Source organism: Marinactinospora rubrisoli (assembly GCF_042664915.1).
Classification (GTDB): domain Bacteria; phylum Actinomycetota; class Actinomycetes; order Streptosporangiales; family Streptosporangiaceae; genus Marinitenerispora; species Marinitenerispora rubrisoli.
This window is the reverse complement of record NZ_JBHTBH010000014.1, coordinates 105,743-121,357: the sequence shown is the minus strand read 5'-3', so window position 1 is coordinate 121,357 and position 15,615 is coordinate 105,743. Positions and strand designations below refer to the sequence as shown.

The window sequence follows — 15,615 nt, the reverse complement described above, 5'->3', positions numbered from 1 at the left end:
GCGCCGCACGGTAAATTGCCGGAATGGCAAGTTCGGAGGTTGCGGCAGGCGAGGCGGATCAGGTGCTGGCCGCGGTCGGTCCCCGGTTGCGCGCCCTGCGCAAGCGGCGCGGCCTGACCCTGGCCGACGTGTCGACGGCGACCGGGACCTCGGAGAGCACCCTGTCCCGGCTGGAAGGCGGCGGACGGCGGCCGACGCTGGAGCTGCTACTGCCGCTGGCCCGCGTGTACGGGGTGCCTCTCGACGACCTCGTCGGCGCACCCCGAACGGGCGACCCGCGGATCCACCTGCGGCCGATCCACCGCCACGGCATGACGTTCATTCCGCTCACCCGCCGGGCGGGCGGAGTGCAGGCGTTCAAGATGCTGATCCCCAGCCGCCCGGAACCCGCGGAACCGACGCCGCAGACCCACGGCGGCTACGAGTGGGTGTACGTCCTCAACGGACGGCTCCGGCTCCTGGTCGGCGACCATGACATCGTCCTGCCGCCCGGAGAGGCCGCCGAGTTCGACACCACGTTGCCGCACTGGCTCGGAACAGCCGACGGCCACCCCGTCGAGACACTCGTCCTGTTCGGCCCCCAAGGGGAGCGAGCACACGTGCGCGCACGCTCCACGCGGTAGCGCCAGGGGACGACCGGCAGGCGGCGCGGCGGCTCAGCGCACGGTCGCGAAGAACGCCCGTACGTCCTGGACGAACAGGCCAGGCTGTTCCATGGCGGCGAACGTGCCCCCGCGGTCGAACTCCGTCCAGTGCACGATGTTGGTGTCGCGCTCGGCGAATCTGCGGATGGGCCGCAGGATGCCCTTAGGGAACACGGCCACGCCGGTGGGCACCTCCGACCGTGGCACGTCGGCCTCCAGGTCCGCCTCGGCGGCGGTGTCCGGCGTCTCCACGAACGACCGGGCGGCCGACCCGGCGGTGTTGGTGAGCCAGTACAGCATCACGTTGGTGAGCAGCCGGTCGCGGTCGATGGCCTCCTCAGGGGCGTCGGCGCAGTCGGTCCACTCCTTGAAGACGCTCGCGATCCAGGCGAGCTGGCCCACCGGGGAGTCGGCCAGGGCGAAGGCGAGCGCCTGCGGGCGGTCGGACTGGATCTTCTTGTAGCCGTACAGCTCGCTCATGTAGTACTCGCCGAAGGCCAGGCGCTCCTGGTCGGTCTCGCTCAGCCCGTCCATCTCGCCGGGCGCGCCGATCGGGAAGGTGATCATCCCGTTCGTGTGCACACCGACGACCCGGCCGGTGTCCATGATGCCGAGCTCACGGGAGATCCAGGTCCCCCAGTCACTCCCCTGTGCCCCGTAGCGCCCGTAGCCGAGCCGCCGCATCAGTTCGGTCCACGCGCGGGCGATCCGGCGGGATCCCCAGCCCACCTCGCGGGTCGGCCCGGACAGCCCGTAGCCGGGCAGCGAGGGGATGACCAGGTGGAAGGCGTGCGCGGGGTCCGCGCCGTGCGAGCGGGGGTCGGTGAGCGGGCCGATGACGTCGAGGTACTCCACGACCGAGCTGGGCCAGCCGTGCGTCATGAGCAGCGGCAGCGCGTCCGGCTCGGGTGAGCGGACGTGCAGGAAGTGGACGTTCTGGCCGTCGATCTCGGTGGTGAACTGCGGGAACGCGTTCAGGCGGGCCTCCTGGCCCCGCCAGTCGTAGCCGGTACGCCAGTACTCGGCGAGGTCCCGGATATAGCCGAGCGGTGCGCCGTGCGCCCAGCCGAGGCCGGGGACCTCGTCCGGCCAGCGGGTGCGGGCGAGACGGTCGCGCAGGTCCCGCAAATCGTGGTCGGGGACGTTGATCCGGAACGGCCGGATGGTGGCGTCGGGGGTGGTGGCGTGCACGTGGGCGTCCTTTCAGAGCGTGGATCGTACAGCGTACCGTACAACGTACCGACGAACGCAGGCATTCCCGTTCCCCGGACGCGATCGCGTTAGGATGACGGCACCATGGCGACGGAGTACAGCGGGACCGCGGACCCCGCACGCAGCCTGGCGCTGCTGTGGCGCACCCACGAGCGGTCGAGCCGCAAGGGCAAGCCCGACCTCAGCGTGGACCGGATCGTGGCCGCGGCCATCGAGATCGCCGACACCGAAGGGCTGGCGGCGCTGTCCATGCGCCGGGTCGCCGACCGGCTCGGCGTCGGCACCATGTCGCTGTACACCTACGTGCCCGCCAAGGCCGAGCTCGTCGACGTCATGCTGGACACCGTCTACGCGGAGACCGCCCGCCCGGCGGACGTTCCCGGTGGCTGGCGGGCCCGGCTGGAGCTGATCGCCCGGGAGAACCGGGAGCTGTACCGCCGGCACCCGTGGACCCTCCAGGTCGCCGCGGCGAACCGGCCGGTACTCGGGCCCAATCTGATGGCCAAGTACGAGTACGAACTCCAGGCGGTCGCCGGGATCGGGCTCACGGAGATCGAGATGGACTTCGTGATCAACCTGGTGGCCAGCTACGTGCAGGGCGCCACCCATGGCGCGGTCGCCGCCGACCGGTCCCAGCAGGGCAGCGGAATGAGCGACGAGCAGTGGTGGCGCGCGCACGCCCCGCTCTTCGGCAGGCTGTTCGATCCTGAGCGCTACCCCACCGCGGCCGCGGTGGGGACCGCCGTCGGCGAGAGTCAGGGCAGCGCCTACGACCCCGACGCCAACTTCGAATTCGGCCTCGCCCGGCTGCTCGACGGGATCGAGGCGCTGCTGGCGTCGCGGCCGGCTCCCTGATCGCACCCCGGGTCCGCCCGCCGTCGGCGGGGCCGAGCGACGCGATTCCCCGGCGGCGCACCGGCCCTCGCCCGCTCTTGGCGCGGTGCCGTCCCCGCCCATGACCGCCACGCCCACCCGGCCGAGTGGACTTGATCACCGGGTGCCGTGACCTGTGCCATATGTCATGGGGTGTGTGATCTGTGACCGACGGGACTACTCTTTCCGCGGATTCTTACGTCATTTCGGCGTAAGTCTCTGTTATCTCGCGGTACACGTTGGCCAGGATGGCACACGCTCTCCCATGGCTGCGCCGCCGCCGAGACGCACACCCCGGGCGGGGCGATCGCGCGCAGGCCGAGACCGTCCGCGCCGGGCCACCCCTCGATGTCAGGAAGTTCGGAGATGAGTGAGGACACCCTGAGCCCTCCGGCCCGGGACCGGCACGTCGACGCGGGAGACAGCGGCTACAGCAAGTCGCTCACCGCGCGGCACATCAACATGATCGCCATCGGCGGCGCCATCGGGACCGGCCTGTTCATGGGCGCCGGCGGGCGCCTGGCCTCCGCCGGGCCAGCGCTCGCCGTGGCCTACGGGGTGTGCGGCTTATTCGCGTTCTTCGTGGTCCGGGCGCTGGGCGAGCTCATCCTGCACCGGCCCTCCTCGGGGTCGTTCGTCTCCTACTCCCGTGAGTTCATGGGCGAGAAGGGCGCCTACGTCAGCGGCTGGCTGTACTTCCTCAACTGGTCCACCACGGGAATCGCCGACATCACGGCGATCGCCTTGTACGTCCACTACTGGGGCATGTTCTCCGACATCCCGCAGTGGACGCTGGCGCTGGTCGCGCTGGCCGTGGTCCTGGCGTTCAACCTCATCTCCGTCCGGATCTTCGGCGAGATGGAGTTCTGGTTCGCGATCATCAAGGTCGCGGCGCTGGTCGCGTTCATGCTGATCGGCATCTTCCTGCTCGTCACCGGCGAGCAGGTGGGCGGGCACGACAGCGGCGTGCACCTGCTGGTCAGCGAGGGCGGCTTCTTCCCCGCGGGCGTCCTGCCGGTGGTCCTGGTCATGCAGGGCGTCATCTTCGCCTACTCGGCCGTCGAGATGGTCGGCGTGACCGCCGGCGAGACCGCCGAGCCGGAGAAGATCATGCCCCGGGCGATCAACTCGATCATGTGGCGCATCGCCGTGTTCTACATCGGTTCGGTGCTGCTGCTCGCGATGCTGCTGCCCTACACCGTCTACCAGGAGGGCCAGAGCCCGTTCGTCACCGTCCTGACCCAGCTCGGCGTCCCCGCGGCCGGGGACGTGATGAACCTGGTCGTCCTCACCGCCGCCATGTCCAGCCTCAACTCGGGGCTGTACACCACGGGCCGCATCCTGCGCTCCATGGCCATGGCCGGGTCCGCGCCGCGGTTCACCGGCGTGATGAGCGGCAGCAAGGTGCCCTACGGCGGCATCATGCTCACCTGCGCGGTCTGCGTGCTCGGCGTCGGGCTGAACTACGCCCTGCCGGCCGAGGCGTTCGAGATCGTCATCAACTTCGCGGCCATCGGCGTGATGGGCACCTGGGGCATGATCATGCTCTGCCACCTGCTGTTCTACCGGCGCGCCAAGGCCGGCCTGCTCACCCGGCCGTCCTACCGGCTCCCCGGCTCGCCCTACACCGAGATCGTCACGCTGGTGTTCTTCGCCGCCATCATCGTGATGATGTGGTTCGACGAGATCGGGCGCTACACCATCATGGCGCTGCCGGCGATCGTGGCGGCGCTGGTCGTCGGATGGTTCGTCGTTCGCGGCCGGGTCGGCCGGATCGCGGCCGAGCGGGCCGCCGTGGAGACGGCCGCCGAGTAGCCTCTGGGTCACAGCGGGCCGCACGGCCGGGAAGGGGGCGCGGTGTCACCGCCGCGCCCCCTTCCCGTGTCAGCGCATCCGCGGCGCGGAGAACCCCACGGGCGTCCGGCCTCCGGTGGAGACGCCGTCGCCCCGGCCGGGACGCGTCACCGCCAGCCGTACCGGCGGCGCAGCACCGCGCCGATCCGCCAGAAGCGCTCCTCGTCCATGACGGCGCCCTCGCGGCGGATGTCGTCCTCCTCCAGCTCGAACAGCCGGTCCAGCCGGACATAGGACACCCGGCCCGCGCGGTCCCACGGACCGCTGCCCAGCACCAGCCAGTCGCGCTCCTCATGGTCGTCCGGCTCCTGGGTGGACAGCATGAGCGCGTGCAGGCGATGTCCCTTACGGCCCACCACGAGCAGCGGGCGGTCCTTGCCCTGGGCCGGGTCCTCCTCGTAGGGCACCCACGTCCACACGATCTCACCGGCGTCGGCCATGCCGTCGCGGTCGGGGGCGTAGGCCAGGGTGGTCGCGTTGCGGCTCGTCGGGACCTCCCGGATCGCGCCGCGGTGGGGGTGGACGGACTCGGGGGCCGGTTCTTGATCACGCACGCGCGCAGCCTAGCGCCGGCCCGCCGAACCCGCCGAACCCGGTGGGCCCGGAACGGCCGCCCCCAGGCCGCGCGGACCGCCGGAGGCGCGCGAGGCGGCGTCACCCACCTGGAATGTCTCATTATTCAAGACGGGCATTTCGTGAACTGAGACGCGGGGTTAGGGTCGCCGTATGAAGACGCACCACTGGAACGCCGAGCTGTACGACACCCGCCACGCCTTCGTCGCCGACCTCGGGACCGACCTGCTGGACCTCCTCGACGCCCGGCCCGGCGAACGCGTCCTGGACGCGGGCTGCGGCACCGGGGTCCACGTCAACGCCCTGCGCGCCGCCGGGGTGGACGCCGTCGGTGTCGACGCCAGCCCCGAGATGATCGAGCGCGCCCGCGCCCGCTTCCCCGGCATCGACGTCCGGATCGCCGACCTGCGCACGCTCGACCTGCCCGGCGGCTTCGACGCGGTCCTCAGCAACGCCGTCCTGCACTGGATCCCCGAGGCCGGCCGCGCCGCGGCGGCGATCGCGGCCGCGCTGCGGCCCGGCGGCCGGCTGGTCGCGGAACTCGGCGGGGCCGGCAACATCTCCACCATCGACACCGGCGCCCGGCGGCTGCGCGCCGAACTCGGCCTGCCCGATCCGGTCTCTCCCTGGTACTTTCCGGGCATCGCCGACTACGCCCAGGTGCTCACCTCCGCCGGCCTGGAGCTGACCGGCGCCTGGCTGTTCGACCGGCCCACCCGCCTGACGGGAGCCGACGGCCTCGCCGACTGGGTCCGCATGTTCGGCGCGCATCTCCTCGACGGCGTCGCGGACACCGACGCGTTCCTGGCCGCACTCGCCGACCGGCTGCGCCCGGCGTGCCACCGGGACGGCGCCTGGTGGGCCGACTACCGGCGGCTGCGCGTCACCGCCACCCGGGTCGCACCGTGACCGGTCCGCACGCCCCGGCCCCGAACCCGCCTGCCGTACCGGCGGCACCAGCGCCCCCGGCAGCCCGCGCGGCGGCTACTCGCCCGTGACCAGCGCCAGCAGAAACCCGTCGTACCCCTTCTCCCCCACCGTCTGCAGCGCGGTGGCGGTGAGCCGGGGATGCGCGGCCACCAGTTCGGTGAACCGGCGGACGCCCCGCACCCGCGGGTCGGCGCTGTCGGGGTCGGCCACCGCGCCATCGCGGACCACGTTGTCGGCGATGATGAGGCCGCCCGGCCGGGTGAGCCGCAGCGCCCACTCCAGGTAGGCCGGATTGTTCGGCTTGTCGGCGTCGATGAAGACCAGGTCGACCCCGATGAGCCCCTCCTCCTCCAGCCGCGGCAGGCTCTCCAGCGCGGGGCCGATGCGGATCTCGACCCGGTCGGCCAGGCCGGCGCGCTCGATGTTGGCGCGCGCGGTCCCGGCGCACCGCGAGTCGGCCTCCAGGGAGATCAGCCGCCCGCCTTCGGGCAGCGCCCGCGCCAGCCAGATGGTGCTGTAGCCACCCAGGGTGCCGATCTCCAGGACGGTGCGCGCACCGCGCACCCGCGCCAGCAGGTGCAAGAGTTTTCCCTGGTTGGCGGCGACCTGGTGCGGTGGCAGACCGGCCGCCGCGCTCGCCGCCAGTGCCGCCTCCAGCGCCGGGTCGTCCGCCACCAGGGGCCCGTTGAAGTATCCGTCCACCTCGGCCCAGCGCCGCGTGTCCATACCCGTCCGCCCTCCGGTGCCTCAGATCGCCGCTCGGAATCTACCGGGCCGGGGTGGGGTACGCCTCAGGACCCGGCGAGGCGCCCGCCGTACCTCGAACGGACGGCCGGCACCATGGGCGGCCCGGTTTCCGCTCACTACCGTCGTCGTCATGCCCAAGACCCATCACGCCGCGGCGCTGGCCGCCGGCCTCGCGTTCGTGCTCCCGCTCGCCGCACCGGCCGCCGCGGACGGCGTCCCCGCCGAGCCCGCCGGTTTCCGGTTCACCCTGCCTCAGCCCACCGGCCGCTACCAGGTGGGCACCACCGAACTCCGGCTCGTCGACGCCGACCGTGCCGACCAGTGGGGCCAGGACGGCCCGCGCGAGTTCATGGTCAGCATCTGGTACCCGGCCCGTGCGACGGGCGAGACCGAGCGCGCCGGGTACATGCCGCAGGAGGTCGGCGAAATCTTCGGGGCATCGCTGCGGCTCGGCCCCGGAGCGGTCGACTACGCGGGGTCGCCCACCTCGGCCGTACCGGACGCCCCCGCGCTCCAGCGCGGGAAGCGGCCGATCGTGCTCTACTCCCCCGGCGGCGGCTCCCCGCGCGCCACCGGCACCACGCTGGTGGAGGAACTGGCGAGCCACGGCTACGTGGTGGTGACCATGGATCACACCGGCGAGGCGCCGGTCCGGTTCCCCGACGGGCGGATCGAGGAACCGTACTACGACGGCGAGGCCCCCGACCTCTACAGCAGGCTGATGACCGACCGCGTCGCCGACAGCAGGTTCGTCCTGGACCACCTGGAGGAGGTGCGGGAGGAGAACGCGCGCGACGCCGACGGCAGGCGGGTGCCGCGCGGGCTCGGCGCCATCCTCGACCTCTCCCGGGTCGGCATGTTCGGGCATTCGATGGGCGGATCCGCCGCCGCGCACACCATGTACCAGGACGAGCGGGTCGACGCCGGTGCCGACCTGGACGGCTCCATCAGCTTCACCGAGGACGGGGGCGCCTTCGAGGAGCGATTCCCGGTCGCGCGCGAGGGCCTGGACCGCCCCTTCCTGCTCATGGGCGGCAGCGGCGTCGGCGACACCGGCGAGATCGAGCCGCACACCCACCGGTCCTGGGACGACTGGCGCCGGTTCTGGGACAACTCGACCGGCTGGCGGCTGGACGTGAACTTCCCGGAAGCGCGGCACTTCTCCTTCGCCGACCACCAGGTCCTGCTGCCGCAGCTCGCGGAGGAGTTCGACGTGCCGGACGAGGCGGTGGCCGGCACGATCGGCACCGCCGACGACCCGGACCGCCTGCACGCGTCCGAGCGCGCGTACGTGGTGGCGTTCTTCGACGAGATGCTGCTGGGCAGGCCGCAGCCCCTCCTCGACGCGGAGTCCCCCGAGCACCCGGACGCCCGCTTCGTGGACTGAGCCGCCCGTCCCGGCCGGCACCGGGCGGTGGTGTCCGTGAGGTGGGGGTCCGCCCCTTCCCGCGCGTTCCCCCAGGGGGCAGGGGCCGTGCGTGTCGCGGCTCGCTGCCCGTAACCCGGAGCCCTCCCGTAACCCGGAACCGCCGACGCCGCCTTCTATGGGAGGACGCGGTGGGGAACCTGGCCGGGCGCGCCGCCGCGCCGGGCGATCGCGATCTCGCGAAGCGACGCAGGCCGGGCTCATGCTCTCATGGAGCTCTGGAACCGTTCAGGGGAACGGAACCGCTCACGACGCTCCGGCCGCGGGTGTACGGGACGGCACGGGCCCGCTCCCGGTAGGCATTCCCCCTCGCTGACGACCCGCCGTGCCGGGCGGAGCCCGGCACGGCACAAGCCGGAATCCGTACTCGGCGACCGAGCCGGCCGCCCGGACGGTGGCCGGCGATCGTGGTCGTATTGACCCGTCGGGGCGATGGCCGATCCGGCGCCCGTGCGCCCCGTGGCGGCTCGGGAGGTGCACGATGGCCGGACGCCCGGTGCCGCTGCTGGCGCTCGCCGGTGGCGCGGGCTCGGGCAAGTCCACGATCGGCCGCGCGCTCGCCGAACGGATGCCCGGCACGGCCGTCGTGCGTCTGGACGACTGCTACCCACCGACATCCGGCTGGCACCGACCGTGCCCGCCTTCGACGGCGGTGGGCGGATCGTCGACGCGGGCGATCCACGATCACTCGACCCGGCCCGCATCACCGCGGCGATCGAGCGGCACACCGCCGCCGGGCTGATCGTCGTCGAAGGCGTCTTCGCGCTCGCCCTGGAGCAGGTCCGGGTCCGGGCCGGATGGCGCGCCTACGTCGAGGCGCCCGCCGACATCCGGCTCGCCCGAGCGGCCCTGCGCAAGATCGAGGCGGGCCGCGACCCCCGCCACGTCCTGCGCGGCCACCTCGAACGCGGTCACACGGCCCACGAGCGGCACGTGGCTCCCAGTCGCGCGCACGCCGACATCGTCCTGGACGGGACCCGCCCCGTTCCCGAGCTGGTCGAACGGCTCCGCCTTCTCATCAGCGCGCCGCCGGGTACGCCCGCCTCGCGGGAAGGGCACGCGCGGTGAGACCACCGGGCGGGCGCGACGCCGTCACCGGACCGCCAGCAAGGTCTTGCCGATGGTCGCCCGCGCCTCGATCGCGGCGTGGGCGTCGGCCGCGCGCTCCAGCGCGAACCGCTGCCCGATGAGCGGGCGCAGCCGGCCGGCGGCGGCCTCCGCCAGGGCGGTCGCCGCGTAAGAGCGCAGCTCCTCCGGCGAGGCGGACGCCCGGACCAGACTCACCGCGCGGGACGCGGCCTCGGCGGCGGGGACGTCCGCCCACTCTCCGCTGGCCAGTCCGTAACTCACCATGCGCCCGCCCCGGTCGAGCAGCCGGAACGCCGTGCGCCCGATCACGCCGCCGACCCCGTCGAAGACGACGTCCACCGTCTCCACGGCGGACCGGGTCCGGTCCGCCCAGTCGGGTTCGCGGTAGTCGACCACGACGTCGGCGCCGAGGCCGCGCGCCACCACCGCCTTGCGCGGCCCGCCCACGGCGGCGATCACGGTCGCGCCCGCCGCGCGCGCGAGTTGCACCAGCAGCGACCCCACGCCGCCCGCGGCGGCCTCCACGAGCACCCGGTCCTCGCGCCGCAGGTCCACCGCGCGGGCGAGCAGGATGGCCGTGCGGCCGTCGGCCAGCAGCGCCACCGCGTCGTCGAGCGCCAGGTTCTGCGGCACGTCGAGAAACCCCGCCGCGTCCACCGCGACCCGCTCGGCGTACCCACCCGAGCCGCCGGTGGCGCTGACCACCCGCCTGCCCACGAGCCCCGGGTCGACGCCCGGGCCGACCGACGTCACCGTTCCCCCGACGCCATTGCCGGGAATGAGCGGCGGCTCCGCCGCGAACGGCCCGAATCCGCTGGCGCGGAACTGCGTCTCCACGAACGTGATGTTCGCGAACGCCACGTCGACCAGCACCTGCCCGGGGCCGGGCTCCGGGTCCGGCGTGTCCGCCGCGACGAGCACCTCCGGCCCGCCGAACTCCGTCAACCAGACCGCGCGCATGGGTTCCCTTCCTCGTGATCCACCGCCTGTCCCCTCACCCTGCAACCTCCAGCAAGATGGAGGTCAAGGCGTGGGGGCGCCGTGGCCCACGCCGCGCGGAAATCCGGAGGCAGCCGACCGGGGAGACGGCGTGCTCTCCGGCCGCACGAGCGCGCCCGGCTGGCGGCCCTGCCGGCCGGGATGGGCGAGTCCGTCCGCGTCGCCGATGCCACCACGGACCGCGCGGCCGCGATCCGTGGCCGCTGGGCGGCTGGTTCGTCACAACTCGATCGGCGAGGGCGATGTCCCCGGCATCGCGGGTGGTGTCTCCGGCGTGGGCGTTCTCGGGGAAGGGCGTCTCCCTCGGGGCCGCCCGCATCGGCCGCGCGCAGGACCTCGCGGGCCGGGGCCGATCCGGCGTCACTTCCCATTGACGGCGCCCATGGCGATGTCGCGGTCAGCGAGCGCGGTGCGGCAGCCCGCGCAGGCGGCACGGCGCCACTGGTCCCGGAGCGCCCGCCGGTGCGGCGAGTCCCGTGCCCAGGGGCCGGGGCGGCGGCGTCCGGCGCCGGTCACCGGAAATCCGGTGGCCGCCGGGCACGGGGGCCGCGAGAATGCGCGGCATGACCGAACTGCACGTCGTCCACACCGCCGACCTCGACCCGGGCACCCTCGCCGACGCGCGTGCGCTCCTCGACGCCGCCTTCGATGGCGAGTTCTCCGATGACGACTGGGAGCACGCCCTCGGCGGCCTGCACATGCTCGTGCGGGAGGGGGCCGAGCTGATCGGGCACGCCTCGGTGGTGCAGCGCCGCCTGCTGCATCTCGGCCGCGCGCTGCGCGCCGGTTACGTCGAGGCGGTCGCGGTCCGCGCCGGCCACCGCCACCGCGGCCACGGCACGGCGCTGATGGCGGCGGTGGAGCGGGCGGTGCGCAGCGGGTACGAGCTGGGGGCGCTCAGCTCCGCCGACGACGCCGTGGGTTTCTACACCTCCCGCGGCTGGCGGCGCTGGCGCGGCCGCACGTCGGCGCTCACCCCCGCGGGCATGGTGCGCACCGAGGACGACGACGGCGGGGTCTTCGTCCTGCCCGTACACCACCCGCTCGACCTCGACGGCGAACTGGCGTGCGACTGGCGCGACGGGGACCTCTGGTAGCGGCGGGCCCCGCGCGGGGGCGCCGCCCGGGCGGGCACGGCCGTCCTCCGTGCCCGCCCGGCGGCCGTCACGGTGTCACCGCGTGGCACTCCGCGCGGGCACCGCCCTCCCCGCCCCGCGGCCCCGGACCGGGGTGAGCCCCGCGAGCCGGGTGTAGGCGATCGCGGCGCGGGCCACGCCCTCCTTGAACCAGGCCGCGGCCCGGCCGCGGAGCACCACCGGGAGCGGGGTGTCGTCGGCGCGCACGAACTGGATGACCCCGTCCCGCCGGCCCAGGCTCACGCACTGGAAGAGGTAGCGGAACCACAGCGGCCGGGCCGGACGGCCGGCCCTGCGGGCGGCCACCGCGCTCCCGGCGGTGCCGCCCATGACGAGCGCGCTCCCGCAGGCCATCCGCAGCTCCCGGCCGTCGATCCCGGCCGCCTTCGCCGCGTCGCCGACGGCGTAGACGTCGGGGTGCGACACCGAGCGCTGGGTGCCGTCCACGAGAACCCTCCCGTTCGCGTCGACCGCGATCCCCGCCCGGCGGGCGAGATCGGGGACCTGGTATCCGGCGTTCCACACCACGGCGCCGGCACGGAGCACGGTCCCGTCGCCGAGCACCAGCCCGTCCGGCCGCACCTCCGTCACGTCGCACCGCTCGCGCACCCGCACGCCGAGCCGGTCGAGCACCCGGCGCACGTGCCGCCGGCCGCGCGGCGAGAGGCCCGCGCCCACGGTGTCCCGCGTGACCAGTTCCACCCGCAGCTCCGGCCGGGTCTCGGCGAGTTCGGCGGCGGCCTCGATTCCGGTCAGGCCGCCGCCGACCAGCAGCACGGTGCCGCGCGCCCGGACCAGATCGGGCAGCGCGCGCGTCCGGAACGCCTCGGCCCCCGTCAGCTCGGCCAGCGTGTGCGCGTGCTCGGCGGCTCCGGGAACGGAGCCGAAGTACGGACCGCTGCCCGGGGCGTACACCAGCGTGTCGTAGCCGATGTCACGGAGCCGTCCGCCCTCGGCCACGCGGACCGTACCGGCGCCGGCGTCGATGCCGGTCACCCGGGCCACGACCAGGTCGGCACCGGTCCCGCGCAACATGTCCGCCAGGGGACGGCCGGGCAGGGACTGCCCGGCGGCGAGCTGGTGCAGCCGGATCCGCTCGACGAACCGGTCGTCGGCGTTCACGACGGTCACCCGCAGCTCCCCGGTTCCGCGAGCGCGGGCGAGCCGCCGCGCCGCCGTCAGCCCCGCGTACCCCGCACCGACGACCACCACATGATGCCCTGCTGTCACCGTGCCTCCTCGCACAACGCTGCGGCCCGGCACCGCCCGTCGGCGGCGCCCGCTGCCTGAACCGGGGAGCGGTGCGGGACGTGACAGCGCGCGGGAGTGACCTGGGTCACCGCCAGGTGCGCGGACGCGAGCCCAGCTGCCGGGCGAGGTAGCCGAGCTTGTCGGGGTTGGCGACGGTGCGGACGGCGGCCACGCCGCCCCCGGCCACCTCGCACACGAGCACGCCGACCGGCGCGCCGGCCCGCAGCGCCAGCAGCGCCGGCATGCCGTTCACCTCGACCACGCGGAGTTCGTACTCGGGCGTGACGAACCGCATCCAGCCGCCGAAGTAGCGGACCACGCGATCGCGGCCGACGACCGGGCGGCGGGCGGCGGACACCTTGCCGCCACCGTCGGACCAGGCGACGACGTCCTCGGCCAGCAGCTCCTCCAGTCCCCTGAGATCGCCGCCCTGCGCGGCGGCGAGAAACCGTTCCACGACCTCGGCCCACCGCTCCCGAGACGGATCGAACCGCCGCCGGTCCTCGGCCAGCCGCTGCCGCGCCCGCCGGTGCAGCTGCCGGGATCCGTCCTCCGAGACACCGAGGATGCCGGCCGTCTCGCGGTGGCCGTAGCCGAACGCCTCCCGCAGCACGAAGACGGCGCGCTCCGCGGGAGTCAGCCGCTCCATCAAGGTGAGCAGCGCCAGCGAAACCGACTCACGCTGCTCGGCGGTCTCCATCGGCCCCAGCGGAGCCGCACCATCGGTGAGCACCGGCTCGGGCAGCCAGGGGCCGGCATAGCGTTCCCGCCGCACGCGTGCCGAGGTCAGGCGGTTGACGCACAGGTTCGTGACCACTTTCGTCAGCCAAGCGACCGGCGTCTCGATGACGGACCGGTCGGCGGCGCTCCACCGCAGATAGGCGTCCTGGACGGCATCCTCCGCCTCGCCGGCCGAGCCGAGCATCCGGTAGGCGAGGGAGAACAGCCGCGGACGATGCGTCTCGAACTCGCTCGCCGCGCCCGTGTCACCCACCATGGCGGCAGCATGCCATGACGCCCCCGCCCCCTCGATTCACCCTCCCGGACCGAGGGGCAGGGACCGGGGCCCTGCCCTTGAAAGGCGGGGGCGAGCGCGCCCGCACCTCCCCGCGCCGGCTCGCTGCGTTCCATGATGCGTTCGAACACCGTCGAATCCGTTGCGGCCGGATCCGCAGACCGCCAGCATTGCCGCATGCCCCCCCGCATCCCACCGCCCGAGGATCCGACCACCGGCGCTTCGACTCCATGGACGTACCGGCGTGTGCTCGCCGAAGGTGAATTTCGCGTGCTCCTCGCCGCGGAGATCCTGTCGATGATCGGCCTGATCGCCGCGCAGGTCACGCTGTCGGTGCTCATCTACCAGCGCACCGGTTCCCCGCTGCTCTCGGCGTTGACCTTCGCGGTGGGGTTCGTCCCCCACCTGCTGGGAGCGGTGTTCCTGTCGGCACTCACCGACCGGTTTCCGGTCCGCGGCCTGCTCGTGGTGACGCAGGGGGGCGCCGCCGTGATCACAGCGGCCATGGCGGTCCCTGGTGTTCCGATTCCGGTCCTGCTGGGGCTCCTTGCCGTCAGCGGGGCCATCGCGCCGGTGTACCAGGGGGCCCGTTCCGCCACCCTTCCTGACATCCTCACGCCGGCCGGGTTCCCCCTCGGGAGGTCGCTGCTGCGCATGGTGGCCCAGGGCTCGCAGATCGCCGGGTTCGCATTCGGAGGCGTTCTGCTGTTGGCGATTCCGCCGAGCGTCGCCCTGCTCATCGGGGCGGGGGCTCTGCTGCTGTCCGCGCTGCTGCTTCAGGTGAGAACGCGGCGCCGGCCGGCCCGGATCGCGGCGCGGAGCGACGGCCTCGCGGTGCCGGCCTCCGTGGCGCACGACTCGCTCGCCGCCGTACGCGACGCCGCCGCGTCGCCGCGGCTGCGGACCCTCCTGCTGCTCGGCTGGCTACCACCGGCGCTGGCGATCACGCCCGAGGCGCTGGCCGCCCCACTGGCCGACCGGCTCGGGGGCGGCTCCATGACGGTCGGGCTACTGCTCGCGGCGGCGCCCGCCGGAATGCTCGCAGGTGAACTCGGCGTCGGGACCCTACTCTCGGCCGAGCGCTGGGACAGGTGGATGGTCCCGCTCGCGCTGTTGCTGTTCGCGCCGCTGCCGCTGTTCGTCCTCGCCCCCGCGCCCGGCCTCGCCATCGCGTTGCTGGTGGTCAGCGGAGTGGGGTACGGATACACGCTCGCGCTGGACCAGCGCCTGCTCGCCGCCATACCGGAGCAGGCGCGCGGGCGGGCGCTCTCCCTCGCGTCGGCGGGGCTCATGGTCACCCAGGGGCTGGGGTTCGCGGCGGCCGGTGCGCTGGCCGAAGGGGTTGCGCCGCACCTCGTGGTCACGGCCGCGGGAGCGGCGGGGCTGCTCACGGTGGGTCTGCTCGGCGCGGCGCTGCAGGGCGGGGTGCCGGCGAGGCGGGACTGACAGCGAGACGGGGGCGGCTCGGTCCGCCCCATCGCTGGAAGAGGTCTTGGCCGAGACCATGGCGAGGTCTGAGTGAACTACCGAACCCGGTTCGAACCCGCCGCTCAGGCAGAATTGCGCAAGATCCCGAAGCGGCAGGCACTGATGATCCTTCGCAAGCTAGCGGAGCTGCAATCGGACCCGTTCGCCTACGGCACCACGGCCATGGTGTCTCGACCGGATCAGCGTCGCCTTCGGGTCGGTGACCATCAGGTCATCTACACCGTGGACGGCGACCAACTCGTCGTATGGGTGGTGCCGGTGGGTCACCGCTCGAATGTGTACGACTGGCAAGTTGTCCCTGGCGTCTCGCTGATCGCGGCGCGCCGGCACATCAGCGAGGCCGGCCCGCCGCCGGCGCCGCTGCGCTGACGTCGCCTG

General features: G+C 73.6%; 15 protein-coding genes. 9 read left to right on the top strand and 6 right to left on the bottom strand.

Annotated features, from left to right (window positions below):
- The first annotated feature begins 23 nt into the window (after nucleotides 1-23).
- Nucleotides 24-623: a helix-turn-helix domain-containing protein gene (locus ACFQRF_RS24525; protein WP_379873546.1), complete on the top strand. Its 600-nt coding sequence runs from the start codon at nucleotides 24-26 to the stop codon at nucleotides 621-623.
- Between the two features lie 33 nt (nucleotides 624-656).
- On the opposite strand, the gene ACFQRF_RS24520 is transcribed toward ACFQRF_RS24525, so the two are convergent.
- Complete coding sequence (locus ACFQRF_RS24520; RefSeq protein ID WP_379873545.1) at nucleotides 657-1,835, bottom strand: epoxide hydrolase family protein; 1,179 nt, start codon at nucleotides 1,833-1,835, stop codon at nucleotides 657-659.
- A 105-nt stretch (nucleotides 1,836-1,940) separates the two neighbouring features.
- Between ACFQRF_RS24520 and ACFQRF_RS24515 the strand changes: the two genes are divergently transcribed.
- Entirely contained in the window at nucleotides 1,941-2,711 is a 771-nt protein-coding gene (locus tag ACFQRF_RS24515) for a TetR/AcrR family transcriptional regulator (RefSeq protein ID WP_379873544.1), read from the top strand.
- A 384-nt stretch (nucleotides 2,712-3,095) separates the two neighbouring features.
- Nucleotides 3,096-4,544 (top strand): amino acid permease, encoded by a 1,449-nt coding sequence (locus tag ACFQRF_RS24510; RefSeq protein WP_379873543.1) that lies wholly within the window; start codon nucleotides 3,096-3,098, stop codon nucleotides 4,542-4,544.
- Nucleotides 4,545-4,690: 146 nt separating this feature from the next.
- Here the strand turns inward: ACFQRF_RS24510 and ACFQRF_RS24505 are convergent, their stop codons facing one another.
- Entirely contained in the window at nucleotides 4,691-5,137 is a 447-nt protein-coding gene (locus ACFQRF_RS24505; RefSeq protein WP_379873542.1) for a type II toxin-antitoxin system PemK/MazF family toxin, read from the bottom strand.
- A gap of 172 nt (nucleotides 5,138-5,309) precedes the next feature.
- On the opposite strand from ACFQRF_RS24505, the gene ACFQRF_RS24500 reads away from it, so the two are divergent.
- Entirely contained in the window at nucleotides 5,310-6,065 is a 756-nt protein-coding gene (locus ACFQRF_RS24500) for a class I SAM-dependent methyltransferase (RefSeq protein WP_379873541.1), read from the top strand.
- Nucleotides 6,066-6,140: 75 nt separating this feature from the next.
- Here the strand turns inward: ACFQRF_RS24500 and ACFQRF_RS24495 are convergent, their stop codons facing one another.
- Nucleotides 6,141-6,812: an O-methyltransferase gene (locus ACFQRF_RS24495; protein WP_379873540.1), complete on the bottom strand. Its 672-nt coding sequence runs from the start codon at nucleotides 6,810-6,812 to the stop codon at nucleotides 6,141-6,143.
- A 151-nt stretch (nucleotides 6,813-6,963) separates the two neighbouring features.
- Between ACFQRF_RS24495 and ACFQRF_RS24490 the strand changes: the two genes are divergently transcribed.
- Complete coding sequence (locus tag ACFQRF_RS24490; protein ID WP_379873539.1) at nucleotides 6,964-8,220, top strand: alpha/beta hydrolase family protein; 1,257 nt, start codon at nucleotides 6,964-6,966, stop codon at nucleotides 8,218-8,220.
- A gap of 672 nt (nucleotides 8,221-8,892) precedes the next feature.
- Nucleotides 8,893-9,327, top strand: a complete 435-nt coding sequence (locus tag ACFQRF_RS24485; protein ID WP_379873538.1) for a hypothetical protein — start codon at nucleotides 8,893-8,895, stop codon at nucleotides 9,325-9,327.
- Nucleotides 9,328-9,351: 24 nt separating this feature from the next.
- On the opposite strand, the gene ACFQRF_RS24480 is transcribed toward ACFQRF_RS24485, so the two are convergent.
- Entirely contained in the window at nucleotides 9,352-10,308 is a 957-nt protein-coding gene (locus ACFQRF_RS24480) for a zinc-binding dehydrogenase (protein ID WP_379873537.1), read from the bottom strand.
- A gap of 593 nt (nucleotides 10,309-10,901) precedes the next feature.
- On the opposite strand from ACFQRF_RS24480, the gene ACFQRF_RS24475 reads away from it, so the two are divergent.
- Nucleotides 10,902-11,444 (top strand): GNAT family N-acetyltransferase, encoded by a 543-nt coding sequence (locus ACFQRF_RS24475; RefSeq protein WP_379873536.1) that lies wholly within the window; start codon nucleotides 10,902-10,904, stop codon nucleotides 11,442-11,444.
- Between the two features lie 75 nt (nucleotides 11,445-11,519).
- On the opposite strand, the gene ACFQRF_RS24470 is transcribed toward ACFQRF_RS24475, so the two are convergent.
- Together ACFQRF_RS24470 and ACFQRF_RS24465 are read right to left on the bottom strand one after the other, a co-directional pair.
- Entirely contained in the window at nucleotides 11,520-12,713 is a 1,194-nt protein-coding gene (locus tag ACFQRF_RS24470; protein ID WP_379873535.1) for an NAD(P)/FAD-dependent oxidoreductase, read from the bottom strand.
- A gap of 106 nt (nucleotides 12,714-12,819) precedes the next feature.
- Nucleotides 12,820-13,731 (bottom strand): RNA polymerase sigma-70 factor, encoded by a 912-nt coding sequence (locus ACFQRF_RS24465; RefSeq protein WP_379873534.1) that lies wholly within the window; start codon nucleotides 13,729-13,731, stop codon nucleotides 12,820-12,822.
- A 195-nt stretch (nucleotides 13,732-13,926) separates the two neighbouring features.
- On the opposite strand from ACFQRF_RS24465, the gene ACFQRF_RS24460 reads away from it, so the two are divergent.
- The gene (locus ACFQRF_RS24460; protein ID WP_379873533.1) at nucleotides 13,927-15,195 is read left to right on the top strand and encodes an MFS transporter; all 1,269 of its coding nucleotides are present in this window, start codon (nucleotides 13,927-13,929) and stop codon (nucleotides 15,193-15,195) included.
- 72 nt (nucleotides 15,196-15,267) lie between these two features.
- Complete coding sequence (locus ACFQRF_RS24455) at nucleotides 15,268-15,606, top strand: type II toxin-antitoxin system RelE family toxin (RefSeq protein ID WP_379873532.1); 339 nt, start codon at nucleotides 15,268-15,270, stop codon at nucleotides 15,604-15,606.
- Nucleotides 15,607-15,615 lie beyond the last annotated feature (9 nt).